This window comes from Pseudomonas sp. OA65 (assembly GCF_017498305.1).
Classification (GTDB): Bacteria; Pseudomonadota; Gammaproteobacteria; order Pseudomonadales; family Pseudomonadaceae; genus Aquipseudomonas; species Aquipseudomonas zanjanensis.
Genome location: NZ_JAGDEZ010000011.1, coordinates 146146 through 164401 on the forward strand (window position 1 = coordinate 146146; position 18256 = coordinate 164401).

An 18256-nucleotide genomic window follows, 5' to 3' on the forward strand; every position below is an offset into this window, starting at 1 on the left:
CTCACATGCAAGCGCACACCCTGAGCGCGCAGGCGTCGTTGGTGACGCCCAGCCGCAAGCGTTTTTTCATCATGGTCCTGCTGTTCATCACCGTGGTGATCAATTACCTGGACCGCAGTAACCTCTCGATTGCCGCCCCCGCGCTGACCACTGACTTGGGCATCGACCCGATCCACGTCGGGCTGATTTTTTCCGCGTTCGGCTGGACCTACGCCGCCATGCAGATCCCCGGTGGCTGGCTGGTGGACCGGGTGCCGCCGCGTATCCTCTACAGCGTGGCGTTGCTGCTGTGGTCGGTGGCGACGGTGATGCTGGGGTTCGTCTCCAGCTTCATTGCGTTGTTCGTGCTGCGCATGGCGGTCGGTGCCCTGGAAGCGCCGGCCTATCCAATCAACAGTCGTGTGGTGACGACCTGGTTTCCCGAGCGCGAGCGGGCCACTGCCATCGGTTTCTACACGTCCGGGCAATTCGTCGGGCTGGCTTTTCTGACCCCGGTATTGGCTTGGCTGCAACACGCCTTCGGTTGGCACATGGTGTTTGTCGCCACAGGCGCGGTGGGCATTCTCTGGGCAGTGATCTGGTACGCGGTGTATCGCGAGCCGCGGGATTTCAAAGGCGCCAACGCCGCTGAGATCGAACTGATCCGCGAAGGCGGCGGGCTGGTGGACATCCAGGCCGAGACTGCCAAGGTAAAGGCGAAATTCAGCTGGACCGACCTGGGCATCGTCCTGACCCAACGCAAGTTGTGGGGCATTTACTTGGGGCAGTTCTGCCTCAACTCCACGCTGTGGTTTTTCCTGACATGGTTTCCGACCTACCTGGTGAAATATCGCGGCATGGACTTCATTAAGTCTGGCTTGCTGGCGTCGTTGCCGTTCCTCGCGGCGTTTGTCGGCGTGCTGTGCTCCGGGTTCTTCTCCGATTGGCTGATTCGCCGCGGCGCCACGGTGGGCTTCGCGCGCAAGCTGCCGATCATTGGCGGGTTGCTGATCTCGACTGCGATCATCGGCGCCAACTTCGTCGAGTCGACGCCGCTGGTGATCGCCTTCCTGGCCCTGGCGTTCTTCGGCAATGGCCTGGCGTCGATCACCTGGTCGCTGGTTTCCACCCTGGCGCCGGCACGACTGCTCGGGTTGACTGGCGGGGTGTTCAACTTCATCGGTAACCTGGCGGCCATCGCCACGCCGATTGTCATTGGCTTCCTCGCCAGCGGCGATTCGTTTGCTCCGGCCATTACCTATATTGCGGTCCTGGCATTGGCTGGCGCGCTGTCCTACATCCTGCTGGTCGGGAAGGTCGAGCGTATCGAGTTGTAGTCCGACGGGGCGGGCGACCATAATGCCGCCCGTTCCCGCTCACTGTTGAAGGCCGGCTATGCAGCAAGACGATCCAAAAATCACCAAGGACGCCGCGCCTACCGGCACGCAGACATTGCTGCGTGGCCTGGGCGTGGTCCAGGCGGTCGCCAGTGGCGCCCGTGACTTGAAGGAAATCGCTCGGCTGATCGGCACCACCCGCAGCACCACCCATCGCCTGGCCAGTTGCCTGGTGGATGAGCGTTACCTGCGCGTCGTGCCGCAAGTGGGTTACCTGCTGGGGCCGAAGTTGATCGAGCTGGGTTTCCAGGCCCGGGAAGAGCTGCCCCTGGTGAGCCTGGCAGGGCCGTACCTGGACGAGCTGTCGGCATTGACCGGGGACACCGTTCACCTGGCGATTCGCGAGGGCGACGAAGTCTTGTACCTGCTGAAGAATCCGGGGCGCAACGGCCCGGAAATGCGTTCGCGCGTAGGCCATCGCATGCCGTTGGCGCGTACCGGGATCGGCAAGGCGCTGATGCTCGATGATTCGCAGGAACAATGGAAGCGGCTGTATGAAATCAGCCTGCCGGCGGGAGGGAAGAATCAGTTCTGGCCCCAGCATCAGGAGCAATCCTGGGAACAGTTCCAGCAACGGATGGTGGAATACGTGGCGGGGGGCTATGCCTTCGACCTGGAGGACAACGAGCCGTCGATTCGTTGTGTGGCGGCGCCGATTCGAGACGCGGGCAAGCGCATCGTCGCCGGTATCAGCATCGCCAGCACCGTGCCGTACATGCCGCTGGAAAAGATGGCCGAGCTGATTCCCCTGGTCAAAGGGGTTACAGCCCGGCTGTCGGCGGAACTGGGCGCCAAGGTTTGACGAGCGTCAGGCCTTGAGCGTGGCCATGTCGATGACGAAGCGGTACTTCACATCCCCGGCGATCATGCGGCTGTAGGCTTCGTTGATCTGGCGGATGTCGAGCATTTCAATGTCGCAACTGATGTTGTGCTCGGCGCAGAAATCCAGCATTTCCTGGGTTTCTGCGATACCGCCGATCAGCGAGCCGGCCAGCACTCGGCGACCCATGATCAGTTTTGCCGCGTGTACCGGTGGGTCGACCGGCTCGACCAGGCCCACGATGATGTGCACACCGTCGAAATGCAGCGTGTCGAGGTAGGGGTTGAGGTCGTGCTGCACCGGGATGGTGTCCAGCAGGAAGTTGAAACGTCCGGCGGCAGCCGCCATCTGTTCGGCGTCGGTGGACACGATCACATGGTCTGCGCCCTGACGACGGGCTTCTTCGGCCTTGCTCGCCGAGCGGGTGAACAAGGTCACTTCTGCGCCCATGGCCTTGGCGAACTTGATGCCCATATGGCCCAGGCCGCCCATGCCCAGCACGCCGACCTTGTCGCCAGCCTTCACACCGTAGTGTTTGAGGGGCGAGTAAGTGGTGATGCCGGCGCACAGAAGCGGTGCGGCGCTGGCCGGGTCGAGTGTTTGCGGGATGCGCAACACAAAGTGCTCGCTGACCACGATGCTGTCGGAATAACCGCCCATGGTGTGGCCACCACTGACGCGGTCCGGGCTGGCGTACGTCTGGGTCATGCCTTCGAAACAGTATTGCTCCAAGTCAGCCCGACACGCTTCGCACTCGCGGCAGGAGTCGACCATGCAGCCCACGCCGACCAAGTCGCCGACTTTGTGAGCGGTAACATTCGCACCGACGGCGGTGACTTTTCCGATGATTTCGTGGCCGGGCATCAGCGGGTAGACGGCAATGCCCCATTCATTGCGGGCCTGGTGGATGTCGGAGTGGCAGACCCCGCAGTAGAGAATATCGATCGCCACATCGTCGGCTCGCGGGCTGCGACGCTCGAACTTCATGGGGGCGAGGGGAGTGGTGGCCGATTGGGCGGCATATCCGATGGCTGTGTACATGATGGACCTCGCTAAGCAGTGAACGGTGAGGGAATCCATTCTGGGAGTCATGGCGGCAGGCGGCGATGGCGATTCCTCCGCCTGTCATGCCTAATCCTCCGGCATTGGCCAGGATTTGATTCCATGTGACGCCAGACCTGCGATGATGGTTTCATCCCATTTTCCGTGAAGTTTTCGACCATGTTGTTGACCCGCCATCTCGATGCCAACGCCACGTTGGTTTCACTGATAGAACCCTTGGCGACTCGCGACGGTTTCGTCCCAACGAGACTGCCTGGCGTGCACGCGCTGCGTGCCAGCCAGGATGTCGCTCGTGGCCCGCAGCTCTACGAACCGAGCCTGGTGATCATCGCCCAAGGCAGCAAACTGGCCTACCTGGGGCCACGCACAATGGAATATGGCGCCGGGCATTATCTGATCCAGGCCTTGCCGGTGCCGTTCGAATGCGAAACCTACGCCATGCCCAATGCTCCGCTGTATGGCGTTTCCGTTGCGATCGATCGAGCGATGTTGGGGGAATTGGTGCTTTCCATGGGGTTGATGCCAGGTCGGAATCTACCGCCCCAGACACCGGAATCCATGACCTGCGCAGTGCTCGATGACGCCATGCGTGGGTGTGTCGAACGCTTGTTGCGCTGCCTGCACGATCCGCTGGAATGCCAGGTCATGGGCCAGGCACGATTGCGGGAGTTGCTGTTCGTCGCGTTGCGCGGTCCCCAGGCTGATGTGCTGCGGGCGCTGGTGGAACAGCAAGGCCAGTTCGCTCGGATTGCCGCAGCCCTGAGCCATCTGCATGCGCATTTCACCGAACCACTGAACGTCGAGACCTTGGCCAGTTGCGCGAACATGAGCGCTTCGACCTTCCATGAGCATTTCAAGCGCAGCACCTTGCTGTCGCCGGTGCAGTACCTCAAGCGGTTGCGCCTGCTCAAGGCCCAGCGCCTGCTGATGTGCGAGGGCATGAGCGTGGCCCACGTCGCGCATCAAGTGGGGTATCAGAGCCCGTCGCAGTTCAGTCGCGAATACAAGCGCTACTTCGAGCGCAATCCCGGGGAAGAGCGCGCGGCCTGATCCACTCAGGATCCCTGTGGGAGCGAGCCTGCTCGCGAAAGCGGTTTATCATCCAACACAAATGGCGACTGAGACACCGCTTTCGCGAGCAGGCTCGCTCCCACATTGGTTCGGCGTGGTTGCCAGAATCGGGGGCAACAAAAAGGCCCCCATTACGGGAGCCTTGATGTTCAGCGCAGCGGCTTACATGTTCGGGTAAGTCGGCCCGCCAGCGCCTTCCGGCGATACCCAGGTGATGTTCTGCGCAGGGTCCTTGATGTCGCAGGTCTTGCAGTGGACGCAGTTCTGGGCGTTGATCTGGAAGCGCTTCTCGCCGTCTTCCTTGGTCACCACTTCGTACACGCCAGCCGGGCAGTAGCGCTGGGCCGGTTCGTCGTACAGCGGCAGGTTCTTGCTGATCGGGATGCTCGGGTCGGTCAGCTTCAGGTGGCAGGGTTGTTCTTCTTCATGGTTGGTACCGGAGATGAACACCGAGCTGAGTTTGTCGAAGCTGATCTTGCCGTCCGGTTTCGGGTAGTCGATCTTCTTGCAATCGGCCGCCAGTTTCAGGCACGCGTAGTCGGGCTTGTTGTCATGCAGGGTGAACGGAATCTTGCCGCCGAAGATGTTCTGGTCGAGCCAGTTGAAACCGCCACCCATGATCGCACCGAACTTGTGGATCGCCGCACCGAAGTTACGGCTGGCGAACAGCTCTTCGTACAGCCAACTGTTCTTGAAGCTGTCGACGTAGGCGGTCAGTTCATCACCGCCTTCGGACTCGGCGAACAGGCGATCGGCCACGGCCTCGGCGGCGAGCATGCCGGATTTCATGGCGGTGTGGCTGCCCTTGATCTTGGCGAAGTTCAGGGTGCCGAGGTCGCAACCGATCAGCGCACCGCCCTTGAAGACCATTTTCGGCAGCGAGTTCAGGCCGCCCTTGCAGATGGCACGGGCGCCGTAGCTGACGCGCTTGCCGCCTTCCAGGTACTGCTTGAGCACCGGGTGGTGCTTGAGGCGCTGGAACTCGTCGAACGGCGACAGGAAAGTGTTGCTATAGGACAGGTCGACGATCAGGCCGACCACCACCTGGTTGTTTTCCAGGTGATAGAGGAAGGAGCCGCCGGTGTTCTCGGTGCCCATGATGTCCAGCGGCCAGCCAGCGGTGTGCACCACCAGGCCAGGTTGATGCTTGGCCGGGTCGATTTCCCAGATTTCCTTCAAGCCAATGCCGTAGTGCTGGGCATCGGCCTCGCTGTCCAGGTTGAAGCGCTTGATCAGTTGCTTGCCGATGTGACCACGGCAGCCTTCGGCGAACAGCGTGTATTTGCCACGCAATTCCATGCCGGGGGTGTAGAGGCCTTCCTTTGGGTTGCCTTCGCGGTCGACACCCAAGTCGCCGGTGATGATTCCGCGAACCACACCGTTTTCGTCGAACAGCGCTTCCTGGGCGGCGAAGCCTGGGTAAATTTCCACGCCCAGGTTCTCGGCTTGCTGGGCCAGCCAGCGGCACAGATTGCCCAGGGAAATAATATAGTTGCCTTCGTTGTGCATGGTCTTGGGCACAAAGAAGTCAGGGATTTTGCTCGCGGCCTCGGCGTTTCTCAGGACATAAATGTCATCGCGTACGACGGGCGTGTTCAACGGTGCGCCGAGTTCTTTCCAGTCCGGGAACAGCTCATTCAAGGCGCGGGGCTCGAACACCGCGCCGGAGAGGATGTGCGCGCCGACTTCGGAACCTTTTTCGACCACGCAGACGCTGATTTCCTTACCGGCTTCGGCGGCCTTCTGTTTCAGTCGGCAAGCGGCAGACAGGCCAGCGGGGCCGGCACCGACGATGACCACGTCGAATTCCATGTATTCGCGTTCCACAGGCTATCTCCTACTCAAGGCTCACAGTTTTTCTAATTGGAGGTTTGGCGTTGCATCCGTTGTTTCCTTCGCGAAAAGCGACGAAAGCGACAATGGATGAAACGCGGGTCTCTCTTAAGCGGCGCATTATATCTACACCACTCTCAGGGTCCAATACAAACGTTTGTTTGAAATTGCCGCAGCCCAGATAAATCACTGACGTACGGCTTATGACTGGCCATTTTGCCGTATTGACCGGAATAGGCGTTCCGGTCAAGATACGGGCGGTTTTGCGCTCGCCGTAGGCTGACTGTTGGTTTCAAGAGCACCTCTAAAGACAGGGCGAAGGCAGCACAAAGTGACGTATTGCGCGGTTCCGAGGCGCAGTTTACACGCCGCGATAATGAATGACTCATCGGTCATCACTGACGAATGGTCTTCACTCCCGTGAGCTGGGTCATGTGTGGTTCATGCCGGCGTTTTTAGAGGTGCCCTTGCGCCCACGAGCATCAACCGCCAGGTTCGCCTAGGCGACTTTTTTTCACCGGAGAGTAACGAGGAATCCATGAAGGTTCTTGTAGCTGTCAAACGAGTGGTCGACTATAACGTCAAGGTTCGCGTCAAGGCGGACAACTCCGGCGTCGACCTCGCCAACGTCAAGATGTCGATGAACCCCTTCTGCGAAATCGCCGTGGAAGAAGCCGTACGCCTGAAAGAGAAAGGCGTGGCAACGGAAATCGTCGTCGTCTCCATCGGCCCGACCACCGCCCAGGAACAACTGCGCACCGCGCTGGCCCTGGGTGCCGATCGCGCCATCCTCGTCGAATCCGCCGAAGACCTGACTTCCCTGGCCGTGGCCAAGCTGCTCAAGGCCGTTGTCGACAAGGAACAGCCACAGCTGGTGATCCTCGGCAAGCAGGCCATCGACAGCGACAACAACCAGACCGGCCAGATGCTCGCGGCATTGAGCGGCTACGGTCAGGGCACCTTCGCTTCGAAAGTCGAAGTGTCCGGCGACAGCGTTGCAGTGACCCGCGAGATCGACGGCGGCGCGCAGACCGTTTCCCTGAAACTGCCGGCCATCGTCACCACCGACCTGCGTTTGAACGAGCCGCGTTATGCGTCGCTGCCAAACATCATGAAAGCCAAGAAGAAGCCGCTTGAAGTGCTGACTCCGGATGCTTTGGGCGTTTCCACCGCCTCCACCAACAAGACCGTCAAAGTCGAAGCGCCGGCTGCACGCAGCGCGGGCATCAAGGTCAAGTCGGTGGCTGAACTGGTCGAGAAACTGAAAAACGAAGCGAAGGTAATCTGACTATGACTATCTTGGTAATCGCCGAACACGATAACAAGGCGCTGGCTCCGGCCACGCTGAACACCGTTGCTGCCGCTGCCAAAATCGGTGGTGACGTGCACGTCCTGGTGGCCGGGCAGGGCGCAAGCGCCGTTGCCGAAGCCGCTGCGAAAATCGCTGGCGTGACAAAAGTGCTGTCGGCCGACAACGCCGCCTATGCGCACCAGTTGCCGGAAAACGTTGCTCCGCTGGTAGCTGAGCTGGGCAAGGGCTACAGCCACATCCTGGCTGCCGCCACCTCCAACGGCAAAAACATCCTGCCGCGCGTTGCTGCCGCACTGGACGTCGACCAGATCTCCGAGATCATCTCGGTAGAAAGCGCTGACACCTTCAAGCGTCCGATCTACGCCGGCAACGCCATTGCCACCGTGCAATCGACCGCTGCGATCAAGGTCATCACCGTCCGTGCCACCGGTTTCGACCCGGTTGCCGCCGAAGGTGGCTCGGCTGCCGTTGAAGCCGTAGGCGCTGCTCACGACGCCGGCATCTCCAGCTTCGTCAACGAAGAACTGGCCAAGTCCGACCGTCCTGAACTGACCGCTGCCAAGATCGTCGTTTCGGGCGGTCGCGGCATGCAGAACGGTGACAACTTCAAGCACCTGTACGCCCTGGCCGACAAGCTGGGCGCCGCCGTCGGTGCTTCCCGCGCCGCGGTCGACGCCGGTTTCGTGCCGAACGACATGCAGGTCGGCCAGACCGGCAAGATCGTTGCGCCACAGCTGTACATCGCCGTCGGTATCTCCGGCGCGATCCAGCACCTGGCCGGCATGAAAGACTCCAAGGTGATCGTTGCGATCAACAAGGATGAAGAAGCGCCGATCTTCCAGGTGGCTGACTACGGTTTGGTAGCGGACTTGTTCGAAGCCATTCCTGAGCTGGAGAAGCTGGTCTAATCCGGCGTCTTCACTTATAAAGAGCCCGGCCCTTTGGCCGGGCTTTTTATTTTCCGCATCAGAGGAGCTTATCGCCATGGATCTGCGTCGTTTGACCGGCTGTTCGTTGCTGTGCACGTTGGCGTTCGTGCCGGGCCTGTCTTTCGCCGCCGGCAAATGTGAACGACTGATCGCCACCGGCAGCCCGGACGCACCGCCTTACCTCTGGCAAGACCCCCAAGATCCCAAGCACCTGATCGGTGCCGGTGCCGATCTGCTGGCGCACGTCGCGGCGGAGCTGGGGATCAAAATCGAACTGCTGTATGCCGGCAAGCGCGCCCAGGCGCTGGACGAAGTGCGCAGTGGGCGCATGGACCTGCTCACCGACGCTCCGCTGACCGCCACCGGGCTTGAAGCGTTGGATTACGTTCATCCGCCCTTGCTGGAAAACGATTACTTGGTCTGGACCCGCAAGGACTCGACGCTGGTCGTCAACCAGCCCGAAGATCTTCACGGTCATCCCGGGGCCTTGTCGGAAAAAGCCTCAATGACCCAGGGATTCGGCGTTTTTGCCGAGCAGCAATTATCCCTGGTGCGCACGTCCAACCTGACCCAGGCCTTTCAGAAGTTGCTGCTGGGAGAGGTGGAATATGTCCTGGCGGGGCGTTATTCGGGCCTGGCGATGGCGCAGACACTGGGGATGGCTAACGATCTGCAAGCCGCACCGCAACCGGTGGACAAACCCGGACTGTTTCTCGCGGTTTCCCATAACTCCGCCTGCAATGACCCATGGTTACGCGGACAGCTGGCGCAAAAGATGACAGAATTGGCCGCGTCCGGTCTGACGGAGGCTGTGTTGCAGCGCAATCTAGAGCGTTGGAAAACACAGTTGCAGCCACCTGTCAGTGCCCCAAAACAGTAGGGAACATTAGTGACTATTCGACCTCTTTTCGCTGCCCTGGCCGTTCTGGCTCTGGCGGGCTGCGCAGCCGATCCGGCGCCGAATGAACAGATCCGCCTGACCGAACAGGCATTGCAGCAAGCCCGGGCCGTTGGCGCCACAGCCGACGAAGTGCCGGAATTGAAACTGGCTGAAGAAAAATTCGCCCGCGCTAAATCCAACATGGCCGACGAATCCTACAAGAAGGCGCGCATGCGGGCCGAACAGGCTGAACTCGACGCCAGACTGGCCGAAGCGAAGGTGCTGACCCTCAAGAGCCAGGAGCAACTGAACGTGCTCGACACCCGCATCAAGCGCTTGCGCAAACAATTGAGGGAGGATGCCCAATGAAGCACTCCCACGTATTGGGCGGCCTGGTCCTCGCCGGCCTGGCCAGCTTGTATGGCTGCGCTGGCCAGCGCAGCGAAGCGGCGCTCGAGCAGGCCAGCACCGATTTCCAGAAGGTCAAGGAAGACGCCAACGTATTGCGTGCCGCGCCTCGGGACGTGATCCGCGCCGGCGAGTCCCTGGCCCGTGCCGATCGCCTGTCCAGCTACTGGGGCAGCGGCGAGGATGTGCAACATTACGCCTACCTGAGCCAGCGCTACAGTGCGATCGCCCGAGAGCACAGTAACCAGGTGCTTAACGAAGAGCGCGCGGCGAAGCTCGAGTTGGAGCGCCAGCGCCTGCAGTTGGCCTTGCGTGAGTCCAAATTGTTGAGCGTGCAGCAGCAGGGCAAATGGCTCGAAGAACAGATCATGGCGATGGCGACCACCCAGACCGATCGCGGTCTGGTGATGACCTTGGGCGACGTACTGTTCGACACCGGCGAAGCGGAACTGAAAAACTCGGCCAACCGGGTCGTGCTCAAGATCGTGCAGTTCTTGCAGCTCAACCCCAAGCGCGTGGTGCGTATCGAGGGGTACACCGACAGTACCGGCGGCAAACAGGAAAACCTCAAGTTGTCCCGCGACCGCGCACAGTCAGTGGCGGATGTGCTGGTGGACTTGGGGATTGATGAAAAACGCATCCAGGTCGAAGGCTACGGTGATGAGTATCCCGTAGACGTCAACGCTTCCGAGCGTGGCCGGGCACAGAACCGTCGCGTTGAAATTGTGTTCTCCGACGAAAAAGGCCAGCTCGGCGCCGCCCGCTAAGGGCTGCGTCACTGGAAAACCCGGCCCCTGTAAAAGGCGCCGGGTTTTTTTGGCCCTTCGGTCGATGCAGGATGAGTACAGTTAGAGCTGTCACTCCACTGTACTGTCGAGTAATCTGGCAACTGTCCCAGTACACTTCTAAACTGTTCCGGTATCGTTTCCGACAAGAATAAAATGCCCGTGAAATCGAGTGCTGCGTCATGACCAACCTCCTGCTCTATCAACGTATTGCTCAACAGCTGGCTGAAGACATCCGGCGCGGTGTGTATCAGCCCGGTGAACGCGTGCCGTCGGTGCGCAAGATGAGCTCGCAGCTCAACGTCAGCCACGCCACGGTGCTGCAGGCCTACGCCAACCTCGAAGATCAGGGGCTGATTCGCGCGCGGCCGCAATCGGGCTACTACGTGCACCAGACGCCGGCCCTGACGGCACCGACGCCGGACATTGCCCGGGTAGAGCGTCCGGGGCTGGTCACGCGCAGCAGTATCATCCAGCAGGTGTTGGTCGAGTCGCGCCGCGAAGGGGTGTTCCCCCTGGGCGCGGCCGTGCCGAGCGTCGACTATCTGCCGGTTCGGGCCTTGCATCAGCAATTGGCCAAGGTCACGCGTTTCCACAGCCCACGGGCGTTCAGCTACATGTTCAGCCCGGGCTTCGAGCCGTTGCGGCGCCAAGTGGCGATTCGCATGCGCGATGCCGGTGTCGTGGTGGACCCTTCCGAGGTCGTGGTCACCCACGGTTGTGTCGATGCATTGCAGATGTCCTTGCGGGTACTGACGCGGCCGGGGGACTTGATCGCCGCCGAGTCGCCGACCTACTACGGCTTGCTGCAACTGGCGGATCTGTTGGGCCTCAAGGTCATCGAGATTCCCAGCGATCCGGTCACTGGGATGAGCCTGGAAGCCTTGCAACTGGCCGCCAACCAGTGGTCTATCAAGGCGTTGGTGCTGACCACGCGCCTGAGCAATCCCCTCGGCGGCACCATGCCCGAAGAACGGCAAAAGCAATTGCTGCGCCTGGCGTCGGACTTCGATATCCAGATCGTCGAGGACGATATCTACGGCGAGCTGATGTTCGAGCAGGGGCGCACCAAGGCCCTCAAGGCCTACGACCGGCTGGATCGAGTCATATACTGTTCGAGTTTTTCCAAGACATTGTCGCCAGGCGTGCGCATCGGCTGGATGATCGCAGGGAAGTTCCAGCAGGAAATACAGCGGCTCCAGACCTTCAGCACGCACTCGGCATGCAGCGTCACGCAAATGGGCATTGCCGCGTACCTGGAAAACGGGGGCTATGACCGACACCTGCGCTATATCCGCCAGGAGTACCGCAAGAACCTCAGCGCTTTCCAGCTGGCGGTGCAACAGTACTTTCCCGAAGGCACGCAAATGAGCCGTCCCACTGGTGGGTTCATCCTGTGGGTCAGTCTGCCGGGACGGGTCAATACCCAGGAATTGCATGTGCGGGCGTTGCAACAAGGCATCAGCATCGCGCCAGGGCTCATTTTCAGTAACACCGAGCAGTTCAATCACTGTATTCGCTTGAATTGCGGTACACCTTGGAACCGCGAGGCAGAGCGGGCCCTGATGACGCTGGGGTTGTTGGCGACGCAATTGTGCCAAGAGACGGCCAACGGGTTCTTATAGAAATCAGCGGGTTAGCTTGATGTGCTTGTCAGCGCCTCATTATCAGGCGAGCATGGGGATCTCTGCCGTCAGTGCTGTAGTGTCTATGAAAGCCATTGTCCCGGTTGCCTGGGTTTTGATCGGCCTATTGAGTGCCTTCCAAATGGGAGGCGTTGCCGTGGCGGCTCCGGCGCAGGAAAAACCGGCGGTCAGTGCCACGAAAGACGTGCCAAAAAAAACCGCAGTGGCCAAGAAGCCTTCCCCTAAAAAGGCGACCGCCGCGAAGAAAAAACGCGCGCCCATCGCGTCCAAGAGCAAATCCGCCCGAGAGGTCGCCAGGACCCCATTGCCACCGGCCAAGCTGGACTTGAGCCTGCCCCATGACATGGTCGAGGAACTGCAGCCACCGGGTAAGGTGCCGCTACCCAAGCGTGAACCGCTCTTGCCGTCAATGTTCGGAGATAAACCCGGACCGTTCCAGCTCAATGGCCGGTTGTTGAGCAATGAAATGCAGCTGCCACTGCGTAATCAGGAGCGCAATGAGGTAGAAGGCGCGGCGCTGGATTTCGAATTCAAGCAATAGACCTTCGACAAACCTGCAGTTCGTCGCTGACCGTTCGGTCATCTTGTCCGAGGCAAAAAAACACGCAGACGGTAATTTAAAACGAGTGTTTTAGCCGTTACTCTGTGGACTGTTACTCATCATTACCTGTCGCGAGGATGTGGTCGTCGTGAAATGCCGTGAAGGCTGTGGTGCCTGTTGCATCGCCCCCTCTATCAGCTCGCCAATCCCTGGCATGCCCCAAGGCAAGCCGGCGGGAGAACGTTGTGTGCAATTGTCAGTCGATAACCTGTGCCAGATTTTCGGCCAGCCGGAGCGTCCGGCCGTGTGCTCGGCGTTCGAAGCCGACATCGAGGTGTGCGGCGACAGCAGTCAAGAGGCGATCCGCCTGATCGGTTGGTGGGAGCAAGTCACGGCAGCGTGATGGGTCAATGAACGGATCCGAAATGAACGAACTTGGACAATAAGGAAAACACTATGGGTTCGCTGCATCGTATGGCTGTGTTGTGTGGATTGACCGTGTTGCTGGCAACGGCCACCGCTCAGGCAGAGGATTGGCAGGTTGCCAAGGAGAAGGACGGCATCAAGGTTTCCCTCAGTGAAGTGGCGGGCTCCGAGTACAAGGCTTATCGCGGCGAAACAGTGATGAAAACCTCCATGGCCAAGCTGCGTAGCTTGCAAGAGGACGTTGCGGGCGCCTGCGCCTGGATTCATGAGTGCAAGAGCCAGAAATTGCTCAAGCACGAAGGCAATCAGAGCTGGACCTACACCCAGTTCAACACGCCATGGCCGGTGACGCCCCGGGACTCGGTGCTGGAAGTCACGACCGAGGAGGGCGCCGATGGCAGCCTGACCCGTAAGCTCAAGGGCTTGCCTGAGTACTTGCCTGAGGAGAAGGGTTTTGTGCGCGTGACCAAGGTCGAGGGTTTCTGGACGTTCACCCCCAAGGGCGCGGACCAGGTCGAAGTGATCTATCAGGTCCATACCGAGCCGGGTGGTAGCGTACCGTCCATGGTGGCCAACAAGTTCGTGGTGGATGCGCCGTTCAATACATTGAAAGCGTTGAAAGAGCGCGCTGAAAAATAAACAGTATTCGCTGATGAAAAGACCGCCCCCGAGGCGGTCTTTTCATGTGTGCCGTCCGAGCACCCAGCGGAACGATTGTCCCACCGCCAATGTCGAGATAGAGGTAAGCCAGGTCCTGAATTGATCAAGGAGACACTGATGCAAAAGTGGGAAATCACTTTCATTGACGATCACGGTGAAACCACCGTCGAGCAGTTCGACTATGACCAGAAGCCCACCATGGAGCAGGCTGCCCAACTGATTCGCGAAAGGTTGCTTCCAGTGCTCAACAAGCTGGATATGAACGACTTGGAGAACCGCACCGAAGACCCGACGGTCAAGAATCTCAAGTCCCAGAACAGTATCGAAATCGTCAGCATTACACCAATTTCATGAAACCTTGCCTGGTCTCGCTTGGCAGTGGCCATCACTTGCGGCTACTCTGCAATTGAGATCAGCGAAAGGATCGCCAAGGTCCGGTCTTGTCAGCTACATGCTTGTGTCCCGACGGCCATTTGATGCCGTATCGCTTGCAGCCTGAGGGCTTCTCGCACGGGAAGACGGAAAGTCTATCCATCGGTTTTAGGAGGACGTTTCATGAGCACAGCCTATCAAGAAGACATCAGCACCAGCGTATTGCGCCGCATGAAAGAAGGCGGTTTCGATTTTTCCCGATTCCATCCCATTGAGTTCTACGCCATTTTCCCGGACGAGGAGCGGGCGCGCAGGGCGGCAGGTCATTTTCGGGGCGAATCGTTGAACGCGCAGATCAGTGCACGGGACGACGGGGCTTGGTCATTGGAACTGAGCAGGGTGATGTACGCCACTTACGATGATATTGGCGACTTCGAGCAAGACTTCGAGGCCGTCGTCGAACCTTTGGGTGGTGTGATCGAAGGGTGGGGCGTCAAGCAAGAGATCCGGCGCCTGCAGGCCTGACAATCACTTACCGCAGCCACAGCAACGGCTGACCTTTGTGTCGGCCGTTTTCATGTGCGCATCTGATCCACCGCTATCGCGAGCAGGCTCGCTCCCACAGTTGAGCTCAAGCAGTCACAAAATCTGCATTCACCACGGATCCCTTGTGGGAGCGAGCCTGCTCGCGATGGCGATGGCACAGCCAACCACCGTCAAAGAGTCGACTATGCTCAGGAGAGCGACGCCCCTGCGTCGCAATGAAGCGGGGGCAGCGGGTTGGGGGGATTTGCCGCACCATAAAAGTGCGCGACCTGTAAGTGGAGAATCCAACCCGTTGATCATAAAGCGTTTATGCCGATGGCACGGGGCTTGCGAAGCTTGCTGCCAGGGTGACAAGGAGTACGGCATGATCCGCAGCGGTTTTGATGAAATGTACGATGCCAACGGCCAGGTCCGCCCGCACTACCAGGCATTCGCCCGCTGGCTGGCCGACACGCCAGACGAGCTGCTGGCGCAACGCAGACGCGAAGCCGACCTGTTGTTTCATCGTGCCGGCATTACGTTCACGCTCTACGGCGACGAGCAGGGGACCGAGCGCCTGATTCCGTTCGACACGATCCCGCGCAGCATCCCTGCCAGTGAATGGCGGGTGGTCGAGCGCGGCTGCATCCAGCGGGTCAAGGCGCTGAACATGTTCCTGGCCGACCTCTACCATGAACAACGGATCATCCGTGCCGGCATCATTCCCGCCGAGCAGGTGCTGGCCAACGAGCAATACCAACTGGCGATGCAGGGGCAGGACCTGCATCGTGACATCTATGCGCACATTTGCGGTGTCGATCTGGTGCGCGACGGTGACGGTACGTACTACGTGCTCGAAGACAATCTTCGTACGCCCAGCGGTGTCAGCTACATGCTCGAAGACCGCAAGATGATGATGCGCCTGTTCCCCGAACTGTTCGCCGCCCAGCGCATCGCTCCCATTGACCATTATCCGAACCTGCTGCTCGACACCCTGAAAAGCTCCAGCCCACTGGACGACCCCAGCGTCGTGGTGCTGACGCCGGGGCGTTTCAACAGCGCGTTCTTCGAGCACGCGTTCCTCGCTCGGGAAATGGGTGTGGAGTTGGTGGAAGGCGCCGACCTGTTCGTACGGGATGACAAAGTGTACATGCGCACCACCGACGGCCCGAAAGCGGTGGATGTGATCTACCGGCGCCTCGACGATGCATTCCTCGATCCCCTGGCCTTCAACCCGGATTCGATGCTCGGCGTACCGGGTCTGTTGTCCTCCTACCGTTCCGGCAACGTGGTGCTGGCCAATGCCATCGGCACAGGTGTAGCAGACGACAAATCGGTGTACCCGTTCGTCACCGACATGATCCGTTTTTACCTGGACGAAGAGCCGATCCTGAAGAACGTTCCTACCTGGCAGTGCCGTAATCCCGCTGAACTTTCCCACGTACTGGCGAACCTTCCCGACCTGGTGGTCAAGGAAACCCAGGGTTCCGGCGGTTATGGAATGCTGGTGGGGCCAGCCGCGACCACGGCGCAGATCGATGCCTTTCGCGAGCGGATCAAGGCCAAGCCGCACGCCTACATCGCCCAGCCGACGTTGTCGCTCTCGACCTGCCCGACCTTTGTCGAAAATGGCATCGCCCCGCGCCACATCGACTTGCGTCCGTTCGTGCTGGCCGGCCGCGAGACCCGCGTGGTCCCTGGCGGGCTGACACGGGTGGCGTTGCGCGAAGGCTCCTTGGTGGTGAATTCATCCCAGGGTGGCGGCACCAAGGACACTTGGGTGGTCGAGGATTGAGGAACTGCCATGCTGAGTAGAACCGCCTCGGACTTGTACTGGATGTCGCGCTACCTGGAGCGAGCGGAAAACCTCGCGCGGATGCTCGACGTCAGCTATTCGTTGTCGTTGATGCCCCAGGACGGGCGTGGCGACGGCCTGCACGAGCTGGCCATGCCTTTGCTGATCACCGGCACGCTGGACGATTACCGGGAGCGACACGGTGATCTGCACGCCGAGCGCCTGCTGCACTTCTTTGCCCTGGAAGCGGCCAACCCGGCCAGCATCTACAGTTGCCTCGGCGCCGCGCGAGCCAGTGCCCACGCGGTACGTGGCCGAATCACCGCCGACATGTGGGAAAACATCAACGCCACCTGGCTGGAAATCCGCGGTATCGCCGAGCAAGGCTTGAATCGCTACGGCATGAGCCGTTTCTGCGAGTGGATCAAGGAGCGCTCGCACCTGTTTCGCGGCGCCACCTACGGCACCATCATGCGTAACGACGCGTTCCGGTTCATTCGCCTGGGGACCTTTATCGAAAGGGCCGATAACACCCTGCGCTTGCTCGATGCGCGTTACGAAATGGCCGGCGACCAGGCCGACGAGGTCAGCGATGGCACGGCCCACGCGTACTACCAATGGAGCGCCTTGTTGCGGGCCTTGTCGTCCTTCGAGGCCTATACCGAGATTTACCGTGAAGCCCCGGGCGCTCGCCATGTGGCGGAGTTGCTGCTGTTGCGCGCCGACGTGCCGCGCTCGCTGCGCGCCTGCACCGAGGAAATCAACCAAATCCTCGCCAGCCTGCCGGGCACCAACGGCCGGCAGGCACAACGGCTGGCGGCGGAAATGGACGCACGCCTGCGCTACACCGGCATCACCGAAATCCTCGACGGGGGCCTGCATGCCTGGCTCACCGAATTCATCCCACTGGTCCGTGAACTGGGCGACGCCATTCACAGTTCCTACCTGGAGATCATATGAGACTCTCGATCAGCCACGAAACGGCCTACCACTATGAAGACCAGGTTCGCGCCAGCATCCAGTACCTGCGCCTGACGCCCCACGACAGCGAACGCCAGCACGTGCTGAGCTGGCAGCTTGATTTGCCACGGCCAGTGCGGGCGCAACTGGATCCGTTCGGCAACATCCTGCACGTACTGACCCTGGATGAGCCCCACGAAACGGTGATCATCGGCGCCCGCGGGCAGGTGGATATCGATCCGTCGCGCGAAGCCGAACATGAAAGCCAGTCGGCGCTGCCGTTCCTGCGTTTCACCCGGCTGACCGAGGCGGACGAAGACCTTCGAGCCTTCGCCGCGCAGCAATGCCAGCAGCGCCGCGATCGTACGGCGCTGATCGACCTGATGCATGGGCTGAACCAGCACATGATCTATACCCCTGGCACCACGGCAATCGAGACCAGTGCGGCCCAGGCTTTTGCCGGTCGTAGCGGGGTGTGCCAGGACCATACCCATGCCTTCCTGGCCTGCGCGCGTAGCCTGGGCGTGCCGGCGCGTTATGTGTCGGGGTATCTGTTCAGCGAAGAAAGCGAACACCTGGCGAGCCATGCCTGGGCCGAAGCCTGGCTGGACGATGCCTGGTACAGCTTTGACGTGACCAACCAATTGGCCCGTCCGGAGCGGCACCTGAAACTGGCCGTGGGCCTGGATTACCTGGACGCCTGTCCGGTTCGAGGCATGCGCCGCGGCGGCGGTTGCGAGCAGATGCACGCCAAGTTGGTCGTGACAGCGGCGCCGGTGATCACGGTGCAACAGCAGTAGCCGCTTGGTGAGCGAACTCTTGTGGCGAGGGAGCTTGCTCCCGCTCGAGTGCGAA

19 protein-coding genes are annotated in these 18256 nt (G+C 60.4%); 17 read left to right on the forward strand and 2 right to left on the reverse strand.

What is annotated here, in order from left to right; genetic code table 11:
- Window positions 1-5 precede the first annotated feature (5 nt).
- Window positions 6-1316 (forward strand): MFS transporter, encoded by a 1311-nt coding sequence (locus J3361_RS12310; RefSeq protein ID WP_207964826.1) that lies wholly within the window; start codon window positions 6-8, stop codon window positions 1314-1316.
- A 58-nt stretch (window positions 1317-1374) separates the two neighbouring features.
- On the forward strand, window positions 1375-2178 hold the full coding sequence (locus J3361_RS12315; protein WP_013693986.1) for an IclR family transcriptional regulator: 804 nt from the start codon (window positions 1375-1377) through the stop codon (window positions 2176-2178).
- 6 nt (window positions 2179-2184) lie between these two features.
- On the opposite strand, the gene J3361_RS12320 is transcribed toward J3361_RS12315, so the two are convergent.
- Window positions 2185-3237: an NAD(P)-dependent alcohol dehydrogenase gene (locus J3361_RS12320; RefSeq protein ID WP_186707215.1), complete on the reverse strand. Its 1053-nt coding sequence runs from the start codon at window positions 3235-3237 to the stop codon at window positions 2185-2187.
- A gap of 180 nt (window positions 3238-3417) precedes the next feature.
- Here J3361_RS12320 and J3361_RS12325 point away from each other — a divergent pair, with 180 nt between their 5' ends.
- On the forward strand, window positions 3418-4308 hold the full coding sequence (locus tag J3361_RS12325; protein ID WP_186730202.1) for an AraC family transcriptional regulator: 891 nt from the start codon (window positions 3418-3420) through the stop codon (window positions 4306-4308).
- Between the two features lie 183 nt (window positions 4309-4491).
- On the opposite strand, the gene J3361_RS12330 is transcribed toward J3361_RS12325, so the two are convergent.
- Entirely contained in the window at window positions 4492-6156 is a 1665-nt protein-coding gene (locus J3361_RS12330) for an electron transfer flavoprotein-ubiquinone oxidoreductase (protein WP_207964827.1), read from the reverse strand.
- 544 nt (window positions 6157-6700) lie between these two features.
- On the opposite strand from J3361_RS12330, the gene J3361_RS12335 reads away from it, so the two are divergent.
- The 14 genes from J3361_RS12335 to J3361_RS12400 all read left to right on the forward strand — a co-directional run bounded on the left by J3361_RS12335 (window position 6701) and on the right by J3361_RS12400 (window position 18201).
- Complete coding sequence (locus tag J3361_RS12335) at window positions 6701-7450, forward strand: electron transfer flavoprotein subunit beta/FixA family protein (protein WP_028620627.1); 750 nt, start codon at window positions 6701-6703, stop codon at window positions 7448-7450.
- Between the two features lie 2 nt (window positions 7451-7452).
- Window positions 7453-8382 carry an FAD-binding protein gene (locus tag J3361_RS12340; RefSeq protein WP_207964828.1) on the forward strand — a complete coding sequence of 310 codons (930 nt, stop codon included), beginning with the start codon at window positions 7453-7455 and terminating at the stop codon, window positions 8380-8382.
- Between the two features lie 76 nt (window positions 8383-8458).
- The gene (locus J3361_RS12345) at window positions 8459-9283 is read left to right on the forward strand and encodes a transporter substrate-binding domain-containing protein (RefSeq protein ID WP_207964829.1); all 825 of its coding nucleotides are present in this window, start codon (window positions 8459-8461) and stop codon (window positions 9281-9283) included.
- A gap of 9 nt (window positions 9284-9292) precedes the next feature.
- Window positions 9293-9652, forward strand: a complete 360-nt coding sequence (locus tag J3361_RS12350; protein WP_072406275.1) for a DUF4398 domain-containing protein — start codon at window positions 9293-9295, stop codon at window positions 9650-9652.
- A complete protein-coding gene (locus J3361_RS12355) occupies window positions 9649-10458 on the forward strand; it encodes an OmpA family protein (RefSeq protein ID WP_207964830.1) in 810 nt (269 codons plus the stop codon). Before J3361_RS12350 ends, J3361_RS12355 begins: the two co-directional genes overlap by 4 nt.
- 200 nt (window positions 10459-10658) lie before the next feature.
- Window positions 10659-12101, forward strand: a complete 1443-nt coding sequence (locus J3361_RS12360; RefSeq protein WP_207964831.1) for a PLP-dependent aminotransferase family protein — start codon at window positions 10659-10661, stop codon at window positions 12099-12101.
- A gap of 85 nt (window positions 12102-12186) precedes the next feature.
- Window positions 12187-12663 carry a translation initiation factor 2 gene (locus J3361_RS12365; protein WP_207964832.1) on the forward strand — a complete coding sequence of 159 codons (477 nt, stop codon included), beginning with the start codon at window positions 12187-12189 and terminating at the stop codon, window positions 12661-12663.
- A 148-nt stretch (window positions 12664-12811) separates the two neighbouring features.
- Window positions 12812-13066 (forward strand): YkgJ family cysteine cluster protein, encoded by a 255-nt coding sequence (locus J3361_RS12370; protein ID WP_207964833.1) that lies wholly within the window; start codon window positions 12812-12814, stop codon window positions 13064-13066.
- 53 nt (window positions 13067-13119) lie between these two features.
- Window positions 13120-13728: an START domain-containing protein gene (locus J3361_RS12375; RefSeq protein ID WP_207964834.1), complete on the forward strand. Its 609-nt coding sequence runs from the start codon at window positions 13120-13122 to the stop codon at window positions 13726-13728.
- 138 nt (window positions 13729-13866) lie between these two features.
- A complete protein-coding gene (locus J3361_RS12380) occupies window positions 13867-14103 on the forward strand; it encodes a hypothetical protein (protein ID WP_186730199.1) in 237 nt (78 codons plus the stop codon).
- A gap of 201 nt (window positions 14104-14304) precedes the next feature.
- Window positions 14305-14646, forward strand: coding sequence for a ribonuclease E inhibitor RraB (locus J3361_RS12385; RefSeq protein WP_003179463.1), 342 nt, complete (start codon window positions 14305-14307; stop codon window positions 14644-14646).
- 385 nt (window positions 14647-15031) lie between these two features.
- On the forward strand, window positions 15032-16441 hold the full coding sequence (locus J3361_RS12390; RefSeq protein WP_207964835.1) for a circularly permuted type 2 ATP-grasp protein: 1410 nt from the start codon (window positions 15032-15034) through the stop codon (window positions 16439-16441).
- A gap of 9 nt (window positions 16442-16450) precedes the next feature.
- Window positions 16451-17401, forward strand: a complete 951-nt coding sequence (locus tag J3361_RS12395; protein WP_207964836.1) for an alpha-E domain-containing protein — start codon at window positions 16451-16453, stop codon at window positions 17399-17401.
- Complete coding sequence (locus J3361_RS12400) at window positions 17398-18201, forward strand: transglutaminase family protein (protein WP_207964837.1); 804 nt, start codon at window positions 17398-17400, stop codon at window positions 18199-18201. The genes J3361_RS12395 and J3361_RS12400 overlap by 4 nt, the downstream gene beginning before the upstream one ends.
- Window positions 18202-18256: the final 55 nt, after the last annotated feature.

What these genes read in the sequence shown, in the direction of transcription:
- J3361_RS12390 (WP_207964835.1), top strand. Translation starts at nt 15,032, where the DNA reads ATGATCCGCAGCGGTTTTGATGAAATGTACGATGCCAACGGCCAGGTC.
- J3361_RS12345 (WP_207964829.1), top strand. Translation starts at nt 8,459, where the DNA reads ATGGATCTGCGTCGTTTGACCGGCTGTTCGTTGCTGTGCACGTTGGCG.
- J3361_RS12310 (WP_207964826.1), top strand. Translation starts at nt 6, where the DNA reads ATGCAAGCGCACACCCTGAGCGCGCAGGCGTCGTTGGTGACGCCCAGC.
- J3361_RS12395 (WP_207964836.1), top strand. Translation starts at nt 16,451, where the DNA reads ATGCTGAGTAGAACCGCCTCGGACTTGTACTGGATGTCGCGCTACCTG.
- J3361_RS12375 (WP_207964834.1), top strand. Translation starts at nt 13,120, where the DNA reads ATGGGTTCGCTGCATCGTATGGCTGTGTTGTGTGGATTGACCGTGTTG.
- J3361_RS12335 (WP_028620627.1), top strand. Translation starts at nt 6,701, where the DNA reads ATGAAGGTTCTTGTAGCTGTCAAACGAGTGGTCGACTATAACGTCAAG.
- J3361_RS12355 (WP_207964830.1), top strand. Translation starts at nt 9,649, where the DNA reads ATGAAGCACTCCCACGTATTGGGCGGCCTGGTCCTCGCCGGCCTGGCC.
- J3361_RS12320 (WP_186707215.1), bottom strand. Translation starts at nt 3,237, where the DNA reads ATGTACACAGCCATCGGATATGCCGCCCAATCGGCCACCACTCCCCTC.
- J3361_RS12340 (WP_207964828.1), top strand. Translation starts at nt 7,453, where the DNA reads ATGACTATCTTGGTAATCGCCGAACACGATAACAAGGCGCTGGCTCCG.
- J3361_RS12325 (WP_186730202.1), top strand. Translation starts at nt 3,418, where the DNA reads ATGTTGTTGACCCGCCATCTCGATGCCAACGCCACGTTGGTTTCACTG.
- J3361_RS12365 (WP_207964832.1), top strand. Translation starts at nt 12,187, where the DNA reads ATGAAAGCCATTGTCCCGGTTGCCTGGGTTTTGATCGGCCTATTGAGT.
- J3361_RS12315 (WP_013693986.1), top strand. Translation starts at nt 1,375, where the DNA reads ATGCAGCAAGACGATCCAAAAATCACCAAGGACGCCGCGCCTACCGGC.
- J3361_RS12360 (WP_207964831.1), top strand. Translation starts at nt 10,659, where the DNA reads ATGACCAACCTCCTGCTCTATCAACGTATTGCTCAACAGCTGGCTGAA.
- J3361_RS12400 (WP_207964837.1), top strand. Translation starts at nt 17,398, where the DNA reads ATGAGACTCTCGATCAGCCACGAAACGGCCTACCACTATGAAGACCAG.
- J3361_RS12385 (WP_003179463.1), top strand. Translation starts at nt 14,305, where the DNA reads ATGAGCACAGCCTATCAAGAAGACATCAGCACCAGCGTATTGCGCCGC.
- J3361_RS12380 (WP_186730199.1), top strand. Translation starts at nt 13,867, where the DNA reads ATGCAAAAGTGGGAAATCACTTTCATTGACGATCACGGTGAAACCACC.